Raw genomic sequence first — 16,907 nt, forward strand, 5'->3', positions numbered from 1 at the left:
CTCGGTGGAAGTTGGCGTATTAGCAGACGACACCCTGAACAGCACATCCCAGGCTGGTGATGGCCGTGGCCACGTTGCCGCCCAAGGTGATAAATGCAGCAACAGCGCCCAAAGTGATCAGGCCGCCGGCCACTGCATATTCCACAATGGTCAGGCCGTCTTCGTCTTTGGCGAACTTGATGATCGAAGTCTTGATCGATTGCAGATTCATTTTCCCACCTCACTCAAGTGTTTTTGTTTAAGAGCAGCACTGTCGTACTGCCTGGTTGAACATTAGTCAGGGAAGCATTGGAAGGGTTAGGAGTTTTTTGCTGATCGTTAGGACTTTATTGCTGTTGTTGAAAGATGCAAAAAAGCACCAGAAACAACACAAGGAACAAATGGCTTATCTAAGGAAGGAATAATTGAAGAGTCGCCTTGAAACAGTCTTGCCGTCGATGAAAGACCGGCCTGAGCACTGGCCGACAAAGACAAAAGCCCCGGCCATATTCGCTGCACCCCAACCATAGTGCGAAACGAAGTAAACCGAGGCTTCCATATCAGGATTTGATCTTCACGCGAGCAATACAGCGACGATACTCCTGAAGCTGGAAAGAGAATTTGCAGGCTGCGGTAGAGCGATGGAGCCGTGCTCGGCCAAAGGTCACTTTGACAATTTGAACTCGCTCGAGACCAGGACTGGAGCCATCCGTCATCTACTGTGCGCTGACTGCACATACCGATTGAGAAGGCTCCATCCTGTCCAGACGAGCGCAGACAGAACAACGGCGGAAACACACATGCACCACAGGTACGGCCTCAGCCCGAGGGAAACCGCTCTTCGCAGCCAGACCCAAAAAGTCTGGCCGCGTACGAGCAACAAGCAGCTCCCGCCCAGGACTGAAGACTCGGCACAACGGCTGTCGTTAGCACACCACGCCCTGAACAGCGCAACCCAGACTGGTGATGGCGGTGGCCACGTTGCCGCCCAGGGTCACGAACGCGGCAACGGCGCCCAGCGTAATCAGACCACCGGCCACGGCGTATTCCACGATGGTCAGACCCTCTTCGTCCTTGATGAATGCCAGCACCGAGGTTTTGATTGTTTGCAGATTCATTTTGTTCACCTCATATATAAGAAAAGTTGCTTTAAGGCGATCAGTATTTGTGCCGCCTGACTGAATCCTAGTCAGGGGCTAACAGAAAGAGTTAGGAGTTTATTGCCGGTTTCTAGGACTTTTTTGCAATGCTTGGCAAGACAGCAAAGAACACCAATAAAACTAAACCTGGCAGAGGGAGTTTTTTTTCAGAAAAGGAACTGTTCTCATATAAAACTAAATTGATTCAGCCATGGCCGGTGGTGCAAGAAAAGGCGATCGCAACAGCAAGGAGCTGCCTGTGACTCTTATCTCGCTGTCAGACATAGAAGGTAATCAAGAAAATTTATGAAGCGTTATCAGAACTTGATCCTTTGCCCGCAAAGCCCAGTGGCGATACTGACAGCCCAGGAAGTGACAGCGAGACACCAGGAAGGAATAAGGAAATGAAACCTGAGTCGGCCCAAAAACCCTCTCTTTTATGGTTCGACCTCACCCGCGACCGGTCCTCTGAAGAACTGATCGCGCTGTTTCGCCCAACCTGCGATTGCCGGGTGTCGACAGATGCGTCCCTGCCCGAAAAGGACACCCATCCTCTACCGGACATGATCTGCATGCACTATGACCGCCCGGACATGCCGGGGCTCAATCTGTTGCTGGAGATCAAACACAAGATTCCCTCCATTCCCATCGCCATGTTCACGGTGCAACACTCCGAAGAACTCGCCGTCTGGGCCATGCGCTCGCGTGTCTGGGAATACATGGTGCTCCCTCTCTCGAGTGCCGAGATCCGGCGCTTCCTGCATGCGCTGAAGCAGCTCTACGAACTGCGCCACAGCAGCGGCCCCGACAACAAGACGCTGCAGATCGAACACGGCCCGTCCCTGCCGGACAGCATCCGGCTGACCGTAGAGCACCAGAAACATCAGGCACTCAGCGATGTGCTGCTGTACATCGAGCAGAATTTTCGTGAAAGCATCGACCAGAAAGAGCTGGCTAAGCGTTGCGGCATGACCACGTTTCGCTTCAGCCGGCTGTTCAAGGAGGTCCATGGCCTGGGATTCATGGACTACATCCTGAGCAAACGCATGGATTGCGCCAAGAATCTGCTCGACAACAGCCAGATGCCCATCACCAGCATCGGCTATGAAGTCGGCTTCAAGGACCCGTCCTACTTTGCCCGCGCCTTCAAGCAATTCGCGGGCGCCAGCCCCAGCGAATACCGACAACGCCGAAGAATCCCGGAACGGGTAAAAAAAGAAGAGGCGGAACTGGAGCAAACGCTGTCACAGGTGATCGACAGCCTGCCGCTGCGTATCGAAGGTCGGTGAACAGGCCAATCCAGTGCGCCATTACATTTTCTGCAGGCAAAAAAAAACCCGAAAATCCTCACTTTCGTGGGCCTTTCGGATTTTAAATACTGCTAGAAAATGGTGGGTCGTGTGGGATTCGAACCTACGACCAATTGGTTAAAAGCCAACTGCTCTACCAACTGAGCTAACGACCCGCTGTGTGGTGGCGCGTATAATACTGATTTATAAAAAGAATTCAACACCCAATATGAAAAAAATCAAAAATAAGGTGTTGGGTCGCTGACACCGGCCGCGGCAAAACCTTCTGCACGCAGACGGCAGCTGTCGCATTTGCCGCAGGCACGCCCTTGATCATCGGCCTGGTAGCAGGACACGGTCAGGCCGTAATCAACCCCGAGCTTGACGCCCGCCTTGACGATATCGGCCTTGCTCAGGTTCTGCAGCGGTGCCTGGATACGGAACCCCTGCCCCTCTACCCCGGCCTTGGTCGCCAGGTTGGCCATGCGCTCGAAGGCCTCGACAAACTCCGGACGGCAATCCGGATACCCCGAATAGTCCACGGCGTTGACACCAATGAAGATGTCCCGCGCGCCCAGCACTTCCGCCCAGCCCAGTGCCAGGGACAGGAACACAGTGTTACGCGCCGGAACGTAGGTGACGGGGATCCCTTCGCTCGGGCCCTCGGGCACATCGATGGAGCTGTCAGTCAGCGCGGAGCCGCCGATACCGTTGAGGTTGAGGCCGATCACCTTGTGCTCCACCACTCCCAGGTCGCGAGCGACACGTTCAGCCGCCTGCAACTCGGCGCGATGACGCTGGCCGTAATCGAAGCTCATGGTGTAGCAGCGATACCCTTCGGCGCGGGCCATGGCCACTACGGTGGCCGAGTCCAGACCGCCGGACAGCAGGATTACCGCCCGCTTTTCAGTGGCAACTTGTTCATTCATATCAGCGCCCCGGCTCGTCATTCCAAAGGTATTTATGCAGCTGCAATTGCAGGCGCACCGGCAGGTTGTCCGCAACGATCCAGTCCGCCAGATCGCGCGCATTCAGGTCGTGATGGCTCGGCGAGAACAGCACCTCGCCCGCCCGCCGCTCCAGACCATACTGGATCAGCTTGGAAACCGCCCAGTCATAGTCCTCGCGGGAACAGATGACAAACTTGACCTGGTCGTTCGGCGTCAGCAGTTCGATGTTTTCGTAACGATTGCGCTGAGCTTCCTGCGACCCCGGCGTCTTCAGGTCGAGCACTCGACTGACCCGCGGATCGACCGCGGAAATATCCAGGGCTCCGCTGGTTTCCAGCGAGACTTCGTAACCGGCGTCACACAGCTGCTTGAGCAAGGGAATGGCATTAGGCTGGGCCAGAGGCTCGCCGCCGGTCACACAGACATAATGCGGGCGGAAACCGGCGACCTGCTCGAGAATGCTCTCGAGGGTGCGGATGCTGCCACCGCTGAAGGCGTAGGCACTGTCGCAGTATTGGCAACGCAGCGGACAACCGGTCAGGCGCACAAATACCGTGGGCAGGCCGGCAGTCCGAGTTTCACCCTGCAACGAGTAGAAAACTTCGGTAATTCTCAATATGTCTTGCATAGTCGCCACGGGCGTAACAGCTAAACAGGCTGTCCGCCTCCGTCAGGCACCTCGAGGAATCCCGCAAACACGGTAATCCCAGGAAGCGTGTTTCATAAAAAGGGCATGGATTCTAACGAAAAAACCCGCGACAAGCGCGGGTTTCTTCAAAACAGCTCAAACTCGATTACATGCGTTGCAGATCGCGCTGAGCCAGCTGGGCGGCGGAAGTACCCGGATATTGGGCCACCACCTGCTGCAGAATGCCCTTGACCTTGTCAGTGTGGCCCAGGCGGCGCTCTACGTCAGCCAGCTTATACAGCGAATCTGGCACCTTGGCATGCTTCGGATACAGCTGGGAAACCTTGGCAAATGCCTGGCCGGCACCTTGCAGGTCGCCTTTGGCCAGGTTCACTTCGCCCAACCAGTACTGGGCATTACCCGCGTATTGGCTGTTTGGGTATTTACGCAGGAACGCGGCGAAAGCCTGGCTGGCCTTGTCGAAATCCTTGGCCTTGATCAGGTCGAAGGCAGCTTCGTAATACAGCTTTTCCTTCGCTGGATCGCCCGGTTCACTGCTTGCCGCTGGAGCTTGCGAGGCAGCCCCGGCAGCTGCACCGGCGGCACTTGCATCGCCACCGGCAGAAGAATTATCAGGAGTCGCGGCAGGTGCACCGCCCGCTCCAATGCGTCGATCAAGATCCTGGTAACGCTCCAGGCTTTCCTGCTTCATACGCGCAATATCGTTTTGCAGTACTTCAATCACACCTTGTTGCCGAGCGATTTGATCCTGCATTTGCTGCAGTTGCTGGAACAGCTCGCCCTGTGCCGAGACAGGGGTCGAAACCCCTCCCCCGGCATAGGCGCCGTTCGTGCCATAACCCGCTGGCGGATAACTGCCTCCGCTATTGTTATAGCCCGAGTTGTTATCGACCACAGGAACCGCAGCCCACACCGAAAGCGGCGCGAGGCTGAGAGCCAAGACAGTTAGAGCACGACGGCACGTTCGCATGACGAATTACTTACGCAGTTCGACGCGACGGTTTTGAGCCCAGGACTGCTCGTCGTTGCCGGTAGCAACTGGACGCTCTTCGCCGTAGGAAACCAGTTCCAGCTGAGCTGGGGAAACGCCTTGCAGCACCAGGTAGCGCTGAACGGCTTTCGCACGACGCTCGCCCAGAGCCATGTTGTACTCACGAGTACCACGTTCGTCGGTGTTGCCTTCCAGAACAACGCGAGCGCCGTTTGCTTTCAGGTCTTTGGCGTGAACGTCCAGAGCGCGCATGGCTTCTGGCTTCAGGTCCGAGCTGTCGTATTCGAAGTAGAAGGTGGTGATTGCGCGCAGAGCAGCTTCTTCGCTCAGGGAGCCGTCAACTGCACCGGTGTTAGCGCCGTAACCAGCGTTTGGATCAACAGCGCCTTCACCAGCGTTGTCGCCGCCTTTGGAGGAGCAACCTACAGCTACAGCCATGGCCAGAGCCAGCGCAGCAAACTTACCAAACTTCAGCATTTCCATCGTGAAACTCCTAATGAACCCCAGTGTGTTAAGTAAAACGTAAAGCGCCGCGTCAGTTCAGGTAAGGGGACCAGGACGGTTCTCTGACTTCGCCTTGAGCGGTAGGAAGCGGGAGCCTCACGCGTCCATTAATGGACACGAGCATCAAGACTCCCCGGCCCTGCTGGCGGGTGGCGTAGATTACCATGGTGCCGTTGGGCGCAACAGTAGGCGACTCATCAAGTGTGCTGTCGGTAAGGATTTTTACGTTGCCACGCTGCAAATCCTGAGCAGCTACCTTGAAGTTTGTGAAGCCGTCCTGCCGGTGAATCATGACCAGGGTTTTTTCATCCGCGGACAGTTTCGGGTTGGCGTTGTAGTTGCCCACGAAAGTCACCCGTTCCGCACCGCCACCACCGGCACTGGTCTTGTAGATCTGTGGCTTGCCACCACGGTCCGAGGTGAAGTAGATGGTCGAACCATCCTTGCCCCAGAACGGTTCGGTGTTGATGCCAGGCCCCGCGGTCACACGCGAGATCTGACGCGAACCCAGGTTCATCACATAGATGTCCGGGTTGCCGTCCTTGGACAGCACGAACGCCAGGCGCTGGCCATCCGGCGACCAGGCAGGCGCGCCGTTCAGGCCTTCGAAGTTGGTGATCTGCTCGCGGCGGCCAGTGTCGATGTGCTGAACGAAGATGCGCGGACGCTTCTGTTCGAACGACACATAGGCAATGCGCTTGCCATCCGGCGCGAAGCGCGGCGACAGGATCGGCTCACGGGATTGCAGCAGGGTCACTGCGCGCGCGCCGTCATAGTCGGAGCGTTGCAGGGTGTAGCGCGTGTTCTTCTCGGAGAAACGCTCTGCCGTGACGTACAGCATGCGGGTCGAGAAGGCGCCCTTGATACCGGTGAGCTTTTCGAACGACTGGTCGGAGATGTAGTGAGCCATGTCGCGCAACTGGTCGACGCTGCCCGAGACGCTGCCGGTCAGCACTTGCTGTTCGGTGGCGACGTTGAACAGGGCGTATTGCACCTGCAGGCGACCGCCCGCCGGAACAATGCTGCCGACCATGATGTACTGGGCGCCCAGGGCCTTCCAGTCACGGTAGATGACTTCGCTGGCCTGGGTCGGCAGGCTGATCATGTTCTGCTTTGGAATCGGCGAGTAGTAACCCGAATTGCGCAGGTCGTTGCCGATGATTTCCGCCATGTCGTCGGGCAGCACGCTGCCCCCTTGCCAACCGAATGGCACTACGGCGATTGGCGTGGCCCGGTCACTGCCACTGGTGACCAGAATGTTCTTTTCATCCGCTGTCGCTATCCCTGCCATACAGCAAATAACGACAAGCAATCCTCGAAGAAGGTTTCTCACAAGGCTAGATCCTCAGGTGTGAATGTCATCTTGAATGAACGATACGGAGCGAAATCGCTCGGCTTCATTCCCTGCATTTCTGTCAAACGTCCAATGTTCTTGACCGCAGCTACCGCCGAGGCATCGAACGGACCATCGCCGCTGGACTTGGCCACCGACACGGAAGTCACCGTACCATCCGGCAACATGCCGATTTGCAGCACGACAGTCATGTTGTTGCGCGCCGAAGGAGGACGAGCCCAGCCTTCCGCCGCACGAGCACGAATCAGATCGTCGAAACTGCCCGCGACTTCATCGCCCTGCTCGTCCGCCAAGGCCTGCTGACGCTGCGGCGTGTCGGAAAGCAAATCAGCCAGGGCCTGGGCCTTTTTATCTTCGGCGGATTTACGCGCTGCTTCCTGAGCCTTTTTCTTGGCTGCGTCGGCGGCGGCTTTCTTCTTCGCGTCCTCGGCGACCTTCTTCTTCGCCTCGTCTGCTTCAGCTTTCTTCTTGGCGTCTTCCGCGGCTTTCTTCTTCGCGTCTTCGACTATCTTTTTCTTCGCCTCTTCAGCGGCCTTTTTCTTGGCCTCTTCTTCGGCGGCTTTCTTGGCTTCTTCTTCGGCTTTCTTTTTGGCTATATCAGCCAATTGTTTCTCTTCAGCCTTTTTCGCTTCCGCAGCCTTCTTCGCGTCGTCGGCTTTCTTGGCTTCATCAGCCTTCTTCGCCTCATCCGCTTTCTTGGCTTCGTCGGCCTTTTTCGCTTCCTCGGCTTTTTGAGCAGCCTCTTCTTTCTTTTGTTCCGCAGCCTTGACCGCTTCCTGCTCGACCTTTTTCTGCTCCATCTGCTCGACTTCGGTCTGGCGCGCGGCGGATTTCTTCGCCTCACCCGCAATCTTCTGATTGGTCTGGGTGGTCGCCTGACTTTTCGATTTCAGCTGATACAGGGTCGCCTGGACGATCGGCTTGGACGGCGGCAACTCCGGCGTCATGGCAAAACTGACGAACAGCATGCCGAACACCAGAACGTGCAGGGCAATTGCCCACACGCTAGGCCAGAAGTAGCTTTCCGAGGCGGACGGCTCTCGCTGTTGCTGCATCAGGGCGCCTCGGTAATCAAGCCAACGTTACCGACGCCGGCCTTCTGCAGTCCGCCCATGGCGCCCATGACGGCGCCGTAGTCGACGGACTTGTCGCCGCGAATGAACACCTGGGTATGCTTGCCGCCTTCATTGCCGGCGCGAATGATCTTGGTCACGGCGTCGGTCATCTGCGGCAAGGTCATGGCCTTGTCCATCTGCTTGTCGGTGTCGACTTCGCTGCCAAGGTTCCAGTAGTAGGTCTTGTCAGCCTTGATCGAAATGGTCAGGACCTGGGTGTTGTTGTCCTGCGGCAAGGCTTCGCTGGAAACCTTGGGCAGATCGACTTTCACGCCCTGATTGAGCATCGGCGCGGTCACCATGAAGATAACCAGCAGTACCAACATCACGTCGATGTAGGGCACCACGTTCATCTCGGCAACCGGCTTGCGTTTGTGGCGAACTCGGGCCATGGGGATTTACCTGCTCACTCTTCGCTGGTGTGCACTTTACGGTGCAGGATCGCCTGGAACTCGTCGGCGAAGGTGTAGTAACGGCTGATCAGGGTCTCGCCACGGGCCGCAAAGCGGTTGTAGGCGATAACGGCCGGGATCGCGGCAAACAGGCCGATCGCGGTGGCGATCAGGGCTTCGGCGATACCCGGCGCAACGGTCGCCAGGGTCGCCTGCTGGGCGCTGGCCAGGCCGCGGAAGGAGTTCATGATCCCCCAGACGGTACCGAACAGACCGATGTAAGGGCTGACCGAGCCGACAGTGGCGAGGAATGGCAGGCTCTGCTCGAGCTTCTCTTCTTCTCGGGAGATCGCGACACGCATGGCACGCGCGACACCTTCCATGACCGCCTCGGGATCAACGCCCGACTGCTGGCGCAGGCGCGAGAATTCCTTGAAGCCGGCACGGAAGATCTGCTCCACGCCCGAATCAGGGTCCGGGTTGCTGCCCGCCTGACGGTACAGCTTGGACAGGTCGATACCCGACCAGAAGCGCTCTTCGAAGCTCTCCAGGGCGCGTCGACCGGCACGCAGCAGGTTGCTGCGCTGAAAGATCATGATCCATGAGGTCACCGATGCGGCTACCAGGGTCAGCATTACCAACTGCACAACGATGCTGGCATTGCTGACCAGGCTCCACATGGAGGAATGGTCGACGACGTTAGCTTCCACGCTTTATCTCCTGCTCTGAGTGTGTACCCGCGCCGCTCACGTCGGCAAAGGCCGCACGTAGAGCTTCGGGAATGGCCCGGGGTTTCAAATTGTCGGTGCGCACACAGGCCACCAGAAACTGCCCTTCGCAGAGCAATGCATTATCCGTGGCTCGCCTGACCTGCTGTTTGAAGCGCAGGCTGGCCCGGTTCAATTCGATGACTTCTGCACTTACCAGAAGCTCGTCGTCCAGTCGCGCCGGCGCGTGGTAGCGCGCTTCGCTGGAATGCACGACGAACAACAGGTTCTCCCCTGCCAGCTGCGATTGGGCAAAGCCCAGATCTCGTAGCCGTTCGGTTCGAGCCCGTTCCATAAACTTAAGGTAATTAACGTAATACACGATGCCGCCGGCATCGGTGTCTTCGTAATAAACGCGACAACGATGTGCGAACGACTCAAGCCCGTTTTGCGCGCGCATACTCTAGTGCTTACTCCTCAGGTTGCCAATCCGGCCGGGCAACTGTTTTTCATTCTCGAACGGCTTTCTGGCGAAATAACGACAATGCCAGCCCCCTAGGACCGCACAAGCTGCGAATAAATCGCTGCCCAAGCGGTTATTAATCGTCCACGGCATCGAGGAATTCGTCTATCACAGGCATCTCCCCCAATCGTGACGGGATGTTTAGCCCGAAATGCAGATAGGCATGCCGGGTCACCACACGCCCCCGCGGCGTACGCATGATATAGCCTTGCTGGATCAGATAGGGCTCGAGCACATCCTCGATGGTATGCCGCTCCTCGCTGATGGCGGCCGCCAGGCTGTCGACCCCCACCGGCCCGCCGTCGAACTTCTCGATCATGGTCAGCAGCAGGCGCCGGTCCTGGTGGTCGAAGCCACGTTCGTCGACATCCAGAAGGTTCAGCGCCAGGTCGGCGATGGGTTTGGTGATGTGGCCCTTGGCGCGAACCTCGGCAAAGTCCCTTACCCGGCGCAACAAACGGTTGGCGATACGCGGCGTCCCGCGGGCGCGCCGGGCGATTTCAAAGGCGCCATCCGGGTCCAGCGGCAAGCCGAGAATGCCGGCGGAGCGCCCGACAATGGTCGCCAGGTCCGCGGTGCTGTAGAACTCCAGGCGCTGGACGATACCGAAGCGATCGCGCAGCGGGTTGGTCAGCATGCCCGCGCGGGTCGTCGCCCCCACCAGGGTGAACGGCGGCAAGTCGAGCTTGATCGAACGGGCCGCCGGCCCTTCGCCGATCATGATGTCCAGCTGGAAATCTTCCATGGCCGGGTACAGCACTTCCTCGACGATCGGCGACAAGCGATGGATTTCATCGATAAACAGCACGTCGTGCGGTTCGAGATTGGTCAGCAGCGCCGCCAGGTCCCCTGGGCGCTCCAGCACCGGCCCCGAGGTGCTCTTGATCGACACCCCCATTTCCTGGGCGATGATGTTGGCCAGCGTGGTCTTACCCAGGCCCGGCGGGCCGAAGATCAGGGTGTGGTCCAGCGACTCGTTGCGCCCGCGGGCAGCCTGGATGAACAGCTCCATTTGCTCGCGCACCGTTGGCTGGCCGATGTATTCGGCCAGGCTGACGGGGCGAATCGCACGGTCCTGGACTTCCTCGCGCTCACGGGGGCCCGTGGCGGCGATCAAACGATCTGCTTCTATCACTTAAATCATTCCCTTCAGGGCGCGGCGAATCATGTCTTCACTGCTCAGGCCTTTTTCCTTGATCGCGGAAACGGCCTTGCTGGCTTCCTGCGGCTTGTAGCCCAGGGAGATCAGGGCGCTGACCGCATCGGTCTCGGCACTGGCCACCGGCATCGGCGCATCCGGCTGGTTCGGCACCAGGGCAAACATGCTCGGTACGGTTTCCCAGGCCTTGAAGCGGTCCTTGAGCTCGACCAGCAGGCGCTCCGCGGTCTTTTTACCAACCCCCGGCACCTTGGTCAGCGCCGAGGTGTCCTGCGCTTGCACGCAACGCACCAGCTCGTCGACCTCCAGGCTGGACATCAGCGCCAGCGCCAGTTTCGGCCCCACGCCGTTGAGGCGAATCAGTTCGCGAAAGAAGTCCCGCTCGCGCTTGCTGGCAAAGCCATAGAGTAACTGGGCATCTTCACGCACGACCAAATGGGTGTGCAGGGTGAGCGGTTCACCGACCGACGGCAGACGGTACAGGGTGGTCATGGGGACTTCCACCTCGTAACCCAGGCCGTTTACATCGAGAATCAGGTACGGCGGCTGTTTTTCAGCCAAGGTGCCGCGCAAGCGTCCAATCACGTTTCAGATCCTTAGCTCAGGCCAGATCAGCGGCCGGCGAGTCATACAGCGAAGATCCGGGCCGGGCAGACAGGCGCGGGACACTCCACTCATCAAATGTTTGCGCAGATGCTATCAGAGACGCAGGCGGCCGCCACGACTGCGTGCGGTACCCAGGCCGTGGGGCAGCAGACTGGAACGGGTGTGGGCATGACAGATGGCAATCGCCAGGGCGTCCGAGGCGTCGATCTGCGGCTTGCTGGTCAACTTGAGCAAGTGCATGACCATCATTTGCACTTGTTCCTTGTTGGCCCCACCGGTGCCCGCCACGGCCTGCTTGACCTGAGTGGCGGTGTATTCGGCGATTTCCAGGCTCTCCTCGGCTCCCGCCACGATCGCCGCGCCACGGGCCTGACCCAGTTTCAGGGCCGAATCGGCATTACGCGCCATGAACACCTTTTCAATGCCCATGGTCACCGGACCGTAGGTCTGAATGACCTCGCGAACCCCGCGATAGACAATTTGCAGCCGCTCATGCAGCTCGCCGGCGCCCGTGCGAATACAGCCCGAGGCCACGTACACGCAGCCACGCCCGGTATCACGTACCACGCCGTAACCGGTGATGCGCGAACCCGGGTCGATACCAAGAATAAGAGTCATAACGCCTGCAAAGAGAAAATTCGGTTGCCTAAGGTAACGCCGGAAGAAGCCGGAAAAACAAAAAAACGCAGCCTTCGACAGCTCCCCTACAGGTACAGCGTAACCCTGTGTGTAAAGGGGGGAAACCGCCGAAGGCTGCGATCTTTTATCGCGCTATCAGCCGAGTTGCTCGGCAACCGACTGGGGAATATCCGCGTTGGAGTAGACGTTCTGCACATCGTCCAGGTCTTCGAGCATGTCGATCAGCTTGAGGACCTTCTCGGCGCCTTCCAGATCCAGCTCGGCACTGGTGGTCGGCTGCATGACAATTTCCGCGTCATCGCCCTTGAAACCGGCCTCTTCGAGCGCGTTACGCACTGCATAGAAGCCAGTGAACGAGGTAAATACGTCGATCGAGCCGTCTTCGTGAACGACCACGTCATCGGCGTCGGCTTCCAGCGCCGCATCGGTCAGTGCGTCCTCATCGACGCCCGGCGCGAAGCTGATCTGTCCCTTGCGTTCGAACAGATACGCCACCGAACCGTCGGTGCCAAGATTGCCGCCACATTTGCTGAACGCATGGCGCACGGCCGCTGCGGTACGGTTGCGGTTGTCGGTCATGCACTCGACCATCACCGCCACGCCGCCCGGGCCGTAACCCTCATAGGTCAGTTCTTCGACGTTGTCGGCCTCGGTCGCACCCGCACCACGGGCGATGGCGCGATCGATGATGTCGCGGCTCATGTTGGCGCTCAGGGCCTTGTCCAGGGCCAGGCGCAGACGCGGGTTGGAACCAGGCTCGCCACCGCCCTGACGAGCGGCGACCGTCAGCTCACGGATCCACTTGGTGAAGATCTTGCCTCTCTTGGCATCCTGACGCTCTTTGCGGTGCTTGATGTTCGCCCACTTGGAATGACCTGCCATAACGCGCTCCAAATTCTCTTTGAAACATTGCCCGCAACGCCTGTAACAGCGGGCGGGCAACAAATATCTCGACCCAATAGAAAAAGGCGCATCCGAAGATGCGCCTTCAGGTCGGCCTTACTCAGCCTTTGGCTGTTCGCGCAAACGGATGTGCAGTTCGCGCAGCGCCTTGGCGTCGACCAGGCCAGGAGCCTGGGTCATCACGCAAGCGGCGCTCTGGGTTTTCGGGAAGGCGATCACTTCACGGATCGACTGGGCGCCGGTCATCAGCATCACCAGGCGGTCCAGGCCGAACGCCAGGCCACCGTGCGGCGGCGCGCCGTACTTCAGGGCGTCCAGCAGGAAGCCGAACTTCTCTTCCTGTTCCGCTTCATCGATGCCCAGCAGACGGAAGACCGCCTGTTGCATTTCCTTGCGGTGGATACGGATCGAACCGCCACCCAGCTCGGTGCCGTTGAGCACCATGTCGTAGGCGCGCGACAGAGCGGTCGCCGGGTTGGCTTCCAGTTCTTCCGGCGAGCATTTCGGCGCGGTGAACGGGTGGTGCAAGGCGGTGAAGCTGCCGTCGTCGTTCTCTTCGAACATCGGGAAATCGACAACCCACATCGGCGCCCATTCGCAGGTCAGCAGGTTCAGGTCGTGACCGAGCTTGATCCGCAGCGCGCCCAGGGCCTCGCTGACGATCTTGGCCTTGTCGGCACCGAAGAACACGATGTCGCCGTCGACCGCACCCACGCGATCGAGGATCACATTCAGGTTGGCTTCCGGGATGTTCTTGACGATTGGCGACTGCAGACCGTCAACGCCATTGGCGCGCTCGTTGACCTTGATGTAGGCCAGGCCCTTGGCACCGTAGATGCCGACGAACTTGGTGTAATCGTCGATCTGCTTGCGCGGCATGCTCGCCCCGCCAGGAACGCGCAAGGCGGCGATACGGCATTTCGGATCGTTGGCCGGACCGCTGAACACCTTGAATTCCACGTCCTTGAGCTGGTCGGCAACGTCCACCAGCTCCAGCGGGTTACGCAGGTCCGGCTTGTCGGAACCATAGCGACGCATGGCTTCTTCAAAGGTCATGTGGGGGAATTCGCCGAATTCCAGATCCAGCACTTCCTTGAACAGGTTGCGAATCATGCCTTCGGTCAGGCCCATGATGTCTTTTTCATCGAGGAAGCTGGTTTCGATGTCGATCTGAGTGAACTCAGGCTGACGGTCGGCACGCAGGTCTTCGTCGCGGAAGCATTTGGCGATCTGGTAGTAGCGGTCGAAGCCGGCGACCATCAGCAACTGCTTGAACAGCTGTGGCGATTGCGGCAGAGCGAAGAAGCTGCCGGCGTGGGTACGGCTCGGCACCAGATAGTCACGCGCGCCTTCAGGGGTGGCACGGGTCAGGATCGGGGTTTCGACGTCGAGGAAACCGTTCTCGTCCAGGTAGCGACGAATGCTGGTGGTCATGCGCGAGCGCAGACGCAGCTTCTCGGCCATTTCCGGACGGCGCAGGTCGATGAAGCGATAGCGCAGGCGGGTTTCTTCGCCCACGTCGGAGTATTCGTTGAGCGGGAACGGCGGAGTTTCCGCTTCGTTCAGCACTTCCAGTTGGTAGCCCAGGACTTCGATCATTCCCGAAGCCATGTTGGCGTTGCCGGCACCGGCCGGACGCAGGCGCACCTTGCCGGTGATCTTGACCACGTACTCGCTGCGCACGCGGTCGGCAGCGGCGAAGGTTTCAGCGCGGTCCGGGTCGAACACCACCTGGGCCAGACCTTCACGATCACGGATATCGAGGAAGATCACCCCGCCATGGTCGCGACGACGGTGGACCCATCCGCAAAGGGTGACTTCCTGACCTTCCAGGCTTTCGTTCAGTTGGCCGCAATAATGGCTGCGCATCATGGTAGTGGTTTCACTTCTCGTAATTCGAAATTCGATGGGAGGCCTTGCGCACCTCGGGGTACCGGATAATGCAAGAGCTCGCGCGTGTCGTTCAACTTAATCAGCTTTGTCGCCACCGGCCAGGTTCTTCTTGGCGCCGGTTTTGAAGTCGGTCTCATACCAGCCCGAACCGCTGAGGCGGAAACCTGGCATGGACAGCATTTTTTTCAGCTCGGGCGCCTGGCAGGCAGGGCAATCGACCAACGCAGGCGCGCTGATCTTTTGAATGGCTTCCAGCTGATGACCACAGGAAGCACATTGGTAGTCGTACATGGGCATGAGAGCGTCTCGGCGTACTTAACGTCTGGCTTAACCCGTGCCGAGGCCCGGGTTATATAGCAAAGGGCGGGATTATATCCATTAAATCGGCCCTGTGCAGCCGTATGACGGCGCCGATAGACCACCGCCCGCCGAAACAAAGCCAGCTTCCCGCTGCCATACCCCACTCATCGGCCTGAGGACGAACAGCGATGATCGGACGACAAGTCGCGCCCCATAAAGGCAAATGGCGCCGATAACGGCGCCATTCGGTCTGCGGGACTATTGTTCGCTCAACAGCGAGCGCAGCATCCACGCGGTTTTCTCATGCACCTGCATCCGCTGGGTCAGCAAGTCTGCGGTGGGTTCGTCGCTGACCTTGTCGATGATCGGGAAAATGCCACGGGCAGTGCGGGTCACAGCTTCCTGCCCCGCCACCAGTTGCTTGATCATCTCATCGGCGCTTGGCACACCCTCTTCTTCCTTGATCGAAGAAAGACGCGCGTAGATGGAATAGGCACCCGGAGCCGGGAACCCCAGGGCGCGGATACGCTCGGCAATCAGGTCCACCGCCAGCGCCAGTTCGTTGTACTGCTCCTCGAACATCAGATGCAGCGTGCGGAATTGCGGCCCCGTGACGTTCCAGTGGAAATTATGGGTCTTCAGATAAAGCACATAAGTATCTGAAAGCAGGCGAGAGAGCCCCTCCACGATGGATTTGCGATCTTCTGCGCCGATACCGATATCGATTGCCATGTCTATCTCCGTTAGCACATTGAATTCAACAGGTCAGGTACCGGACCACTCTAGCAAGACTGCTCTGCACCCGCAGCCCGGGATTGCCCGAGGCACTGCGACAGATTGCCCACCAAGCGGGCGGCCAGTACCTGCAAGAAGGCCCTGGACAGTTGTGACCCGCCTGAAAAGCCGCCGTTCTACTTTTTTGGGGGCTGGCTCTCTAGAACAAGGCTTTGCCCGATAGTCCGGTATTCCCTCAGGACAATCAGGGCTTTCTCCCTCCTCCCGGCCACAGCGCCTGATTTGAGAAGGCCTGGGCTTTGCTGTTAAATAGAGGCCGTGTCGTTGTTGCCTATTTCTCGGCCTCAGCGCATAGGCTGATCCCGCGCACGTGCTCACCGCCTCCCATTGTTCAGAAGCGAACCGTGCACGCTCAGCTCTTCCTTGTGATCCGTCTTAACGTGAGTTCATTAAAATGTTGAAAATCGTCCACCTGCTAACGGGCGCAGCAGCCTTGCTGCTGTCCTTTATCCCTAGCCTGCGATCTGAAGCCGTTCCCTTCCTGCAACAACCCGATGCTCTTTACCTGGCCTTTTTCGGCCTGCTCAACCTGACACTGGCTCCGGTTATCCCCTACTGGAACAAAGGCCCGCGTCACCAACTGCAAAACCTGGTCAGCGCGCTCCTGGTGCTGGCGGTGGTCTTGCAGACCTTGACCCTGCTGGCACCAATGCCGGTTATCGCAGGTCAACCGGCTGTGCTGTTCAGCCTGCTGACCGCGGCGATCGCCGTTCTTCTGCACCTGGCCGTCAGCTTCTACAAATCGTCTCCCTCGGCCAATACCTCGCAAACCTATGACATGAGCAATCGCGATACCGGCACCGTCAAGTGGTTCAACACTTCGAAGGGTTTCGGCTTCATCTCTCGCGACTCCGGCGATGATATCTTCGTGCACTTCCGCGCCATCCGTGGCGAAGGTCACCGCGTCCTGGTGGAAGGCCAGCGCGTGGAGTTCTCCGTCATGAATCGCGACAAGGGCCTGCAAGCCGAAGACGTGATTGCGGCATTGCCGCGGCGCTGATTCACGCCCATAAAAAAACC

Annotated in this window: 20 protein-coding genes and 1 tRNA gene; 2 read left to right on the plus strand and 19 right to left on the minus strand. The window is 58.7% G+C overall.

Going from position 1 to position 16,907, the window contains the following annotated elements:
- Positions 1–19: 19 nt before the first annotated feature.
- Together CXQ81_RS25465 and CXQ81_RS25470 are read right to left on the minus strand one after the other, a co-directional pair.
- Positions 20–211, minus strand: coding sequence for a Flp family type IVb pilin (locus CXQ81_RS25465; protein WP_009045269.1), 192 nt, complete (start codon positions 209–211; stop codon positions 20–22).
- A gap of 694 nt (positions 212–905) precedes the next feature.
- Positions 906–1,097 carry a Flp family type IVb pilin gene (locus tag CXQ81_RS25470; protein ID WP_009045270.1) on the minus strand — a complete coding sequence of 64 codons (192 nt, stop codon included), beginning with the start codon at positions 1,095–1,097 and terminating at the stop codon, positions 906–908.
- A gap of 425 nt (positions 1,098–1,522) precedes the next feature.
- On the opposite strand from CXQ81_RS25470, the gene CXQ81_RS25475 reads away from it, so the two are divergent.
- Entirely contained in the window at positions 1,523–2,407 is an 885-nt protein-coding gene (locus CXQ81_RS25475; protein ID WP_101338891.1) for an AraC family transcriptional regulator, read from the plus strand.
- 100 nt (positions 2,408–2,507) lie between these two features.
- On the opposite strand, the gene CXQ81_RS25480 is transcribed toward CXQ81_RS25475, so the two are convergent.
- From CXQ81_RS25480 to CXQ81_RS25560, 17 genes are all read right to left on the minus strand, one after another.
- Positions 2,508–2,583 (minus strand) — tRNA-Lys (locus tag CXQ81_RS25480).
- Between the two features lie 63 nt (positions 2,584–2,646).
- Positions 2,647–3,336, minus strand: coding sequence for a 7-cyano-7-deazaguanine synthase QueC (gene queC, locus CXQ81_RS25485; protein ID WP_101338892.1), 690 nt, complete (start codon positions 3,334–3,336; stop codon positions 2,647–2,649).
- Between the two features lies 1 nt (position 3,337).
- The gene (gene queE, locus CXQ81_RS25490; protein WP_101338893.1) at positions 3,338–3,985 is read right to left on the minus strand and encodes a 7-carboxy-7-deazaguanine synthase QueE; all 648 of its coding nucleotides are present in this window, start codon (positions 3,983–3,985) and stop codon (positions 3,338–3,340) included.
- Between the two features lie 166 nt (positions 3,986–4,151).
- Positions 4,152–4,976: a tol-pal system protein YbgF gene (gene ybgF, locus CXQ81_RS25495; protein WP_007931106.1), complete on the minus strand. Its 825-nt coding sequence runs from the start codon at positions 4,974–4,976 to the stop codon at positions 4,152–4,154.
- Positions 4,977–4,982: 6 nt separating this feature from the next.
- A complete protein-coding gene (gene pal / locus CXQ81_RS25500) occupies positions 4,983–5,480 on the minus strand; it encodes a peptidoglycan-associated lipoprotein Pal (protein WP_003178634.1) in 498 nt (165 codons plus the stop codon).
- 52 nt (positions 5,481–5,532) lie between these two features.
- On the minus strand, positions 5,533–6,792 hold the full coding sequence (tolB, locus tag CXQ81_RS25505) for a Tol-Pal system beta propeller repeat protein TolB (protein WP_007931107.1): 1,260 nt from the start codon (positions 6,790–6,792) through the stop codon (positions 5,533–5,535).
- A gap of 38 nt (positions 6,793–6,830) precedes the next feature.
- Entirely contained in the window at positions 6,831–7,910 is a 1,080-nt protein-coding gene (gene tolA / locus CXQ81_RS25510) for a cell envelope integrity protein TolA (protein WP_007931108.1), read from the minus strand.
- The gene (gene tolR / locus CXQ81_RS25515) at positions 7,910–8,362 is read right to left on the minus strand and encodes a protein TolR (protein ID WP_007931110.1); all 453 of its coding nucleotides are present in this window, start codon (positions 8,360–8,362) and stop codon (positions 7,910–7,912) included. Before tolR ends, tolA begins: the two co-directional genes overlap by 1 nt.
- 14 nt (positions 8,363–8,376) lie before the next feature.
- A complete protein-coding gene (tolQ, locus tag CXQ81_RS25520; RefSeq protein WP_007931111.1) occupies positions 8,377–9,072 on the minus strand; it encodes a protein TolQ in 696 nt (231 codons plus the stop codon).
- A complete protein-coding gene (ybgC, locus tag CXQ81_RS25525; protein ID WP_025805902.1) occupies positions 9,062–9,529 on the minus strand; it encodes a tol-pal system-associated acyl-CoA thioesterase in 468 nt (155 codons plus the stop codon). Before ybgC ends, tolQ begins: the two co-directional genes overlap by 11 nt.
- Positions 9,530–9,668: 139 nt before the next feature.
- A complete protein-coding gene (ruvB, locus tag CXQ81_RS25530; RefSeq protein ID WP_101338894.1) occupies positions 9,669–10,727 on the minus strand; it encodes a Holliday junction branch migration DNA helicase RuvB in 1,059 nt (352 codons plus the stop codon).
- Positions 10,728–11,336, minus strand: a complete 609-nt coding sequence (gene ruvA, locus CXQ81_RS25535) for a Holliday junction branch migration protein RuvA (RefSeq protein WP_007931117.1) — start codon at positions 11,334–11,336, stop codon at positions 10,728–10,730.
- 114 nt (positions 11,337–11,450) lie between these two features.
- Positions 11,451–11,975, minus strand: a complete 525-nt coding sequence (gene ruvC / locus CXQ81_RS25540; protein WP_007931118.1) for a crossover junction endodeoxyribonuclease RuvC — start codon at positions 11,973–11,975, stop codon at positions 11,451–11,453.
- Between the two features lie 156 nt (positions 11,976–12,131).
- On the minus strand, positions 12,132–12,878 hold the full coding sequence (locus CXQ81_RS25545; protein ID WP_101338895.1) for a YebC/PmpR family DNA-binding transcriptional regulator: 747 nt from the start codon (positions 12,876–12,878) through the stop codon (positions 12,132–12,134).
- Positions 12,879–12,995: 117 nt separating this feature from the next.
- Positions 12,996–14,771, minus strand: a complete 1,776-nt coding sequence (gene aspS / locus CXQ81_RS25550; RefSeq protein WP_007931129.1) for an aspartate--tRNA ligase — start codon at positions 14,769–14,771, stop codon at positions 12,996–12,998.
- Positions 14,772–14,867: 96 nt separating this feature from the next.
- A complete protein-coding gene (locus tag CXQ81_RS25555; RefSeq protein WP_007931131.1) occupies positions 14,868–15,089 on the minus strand; it encodes an FmdB family zinc ribbon protein in 222 nt (73 codons plus the stop codon).
- Between the two features lie 261 nt (positions 15,090–15,350).
- The gene (locus CXQ81_RS25560) at positions 15,351–15,824 is read right to left on the minus strand and encodes a Dps family protein (protein WP_007931133.1); all 474 of its coding nucleotides are present in this window, start codon (positions 15,822–15,824) and stop codon (positions 15,351–15,353) included.
- A gap of 457 nt (positions 15,825–16,281) precedes the next feature.
- Here CXQ81_RS25560 and CXQ81_RS31640 point away from each other — a divergent pair, with 457 nt between their 5' ends.
- Positions 16,282–16,887, plus strand: coding sequence for a cold-shock protein (locus CXQ81_RS31640; protein WP_007931134.1), 606 nt, complete (start codon positions 16,282–16,284; stop codon positions 16,885–16,887).
- Positions 16,888–16,907 lie beyond the last annotated feature (20 nt).

Source organism: Pseudomonas sp. 09C 129, assembly GCF_002843625.1.
Classification (GTDB): Bacteria; Pseudomonadota; Gammaproteobacteria; order Pseudomonadales; family Pseudomonadaceae; genus Aquipseudomonas; species Aquipseudomonas chlororaphis.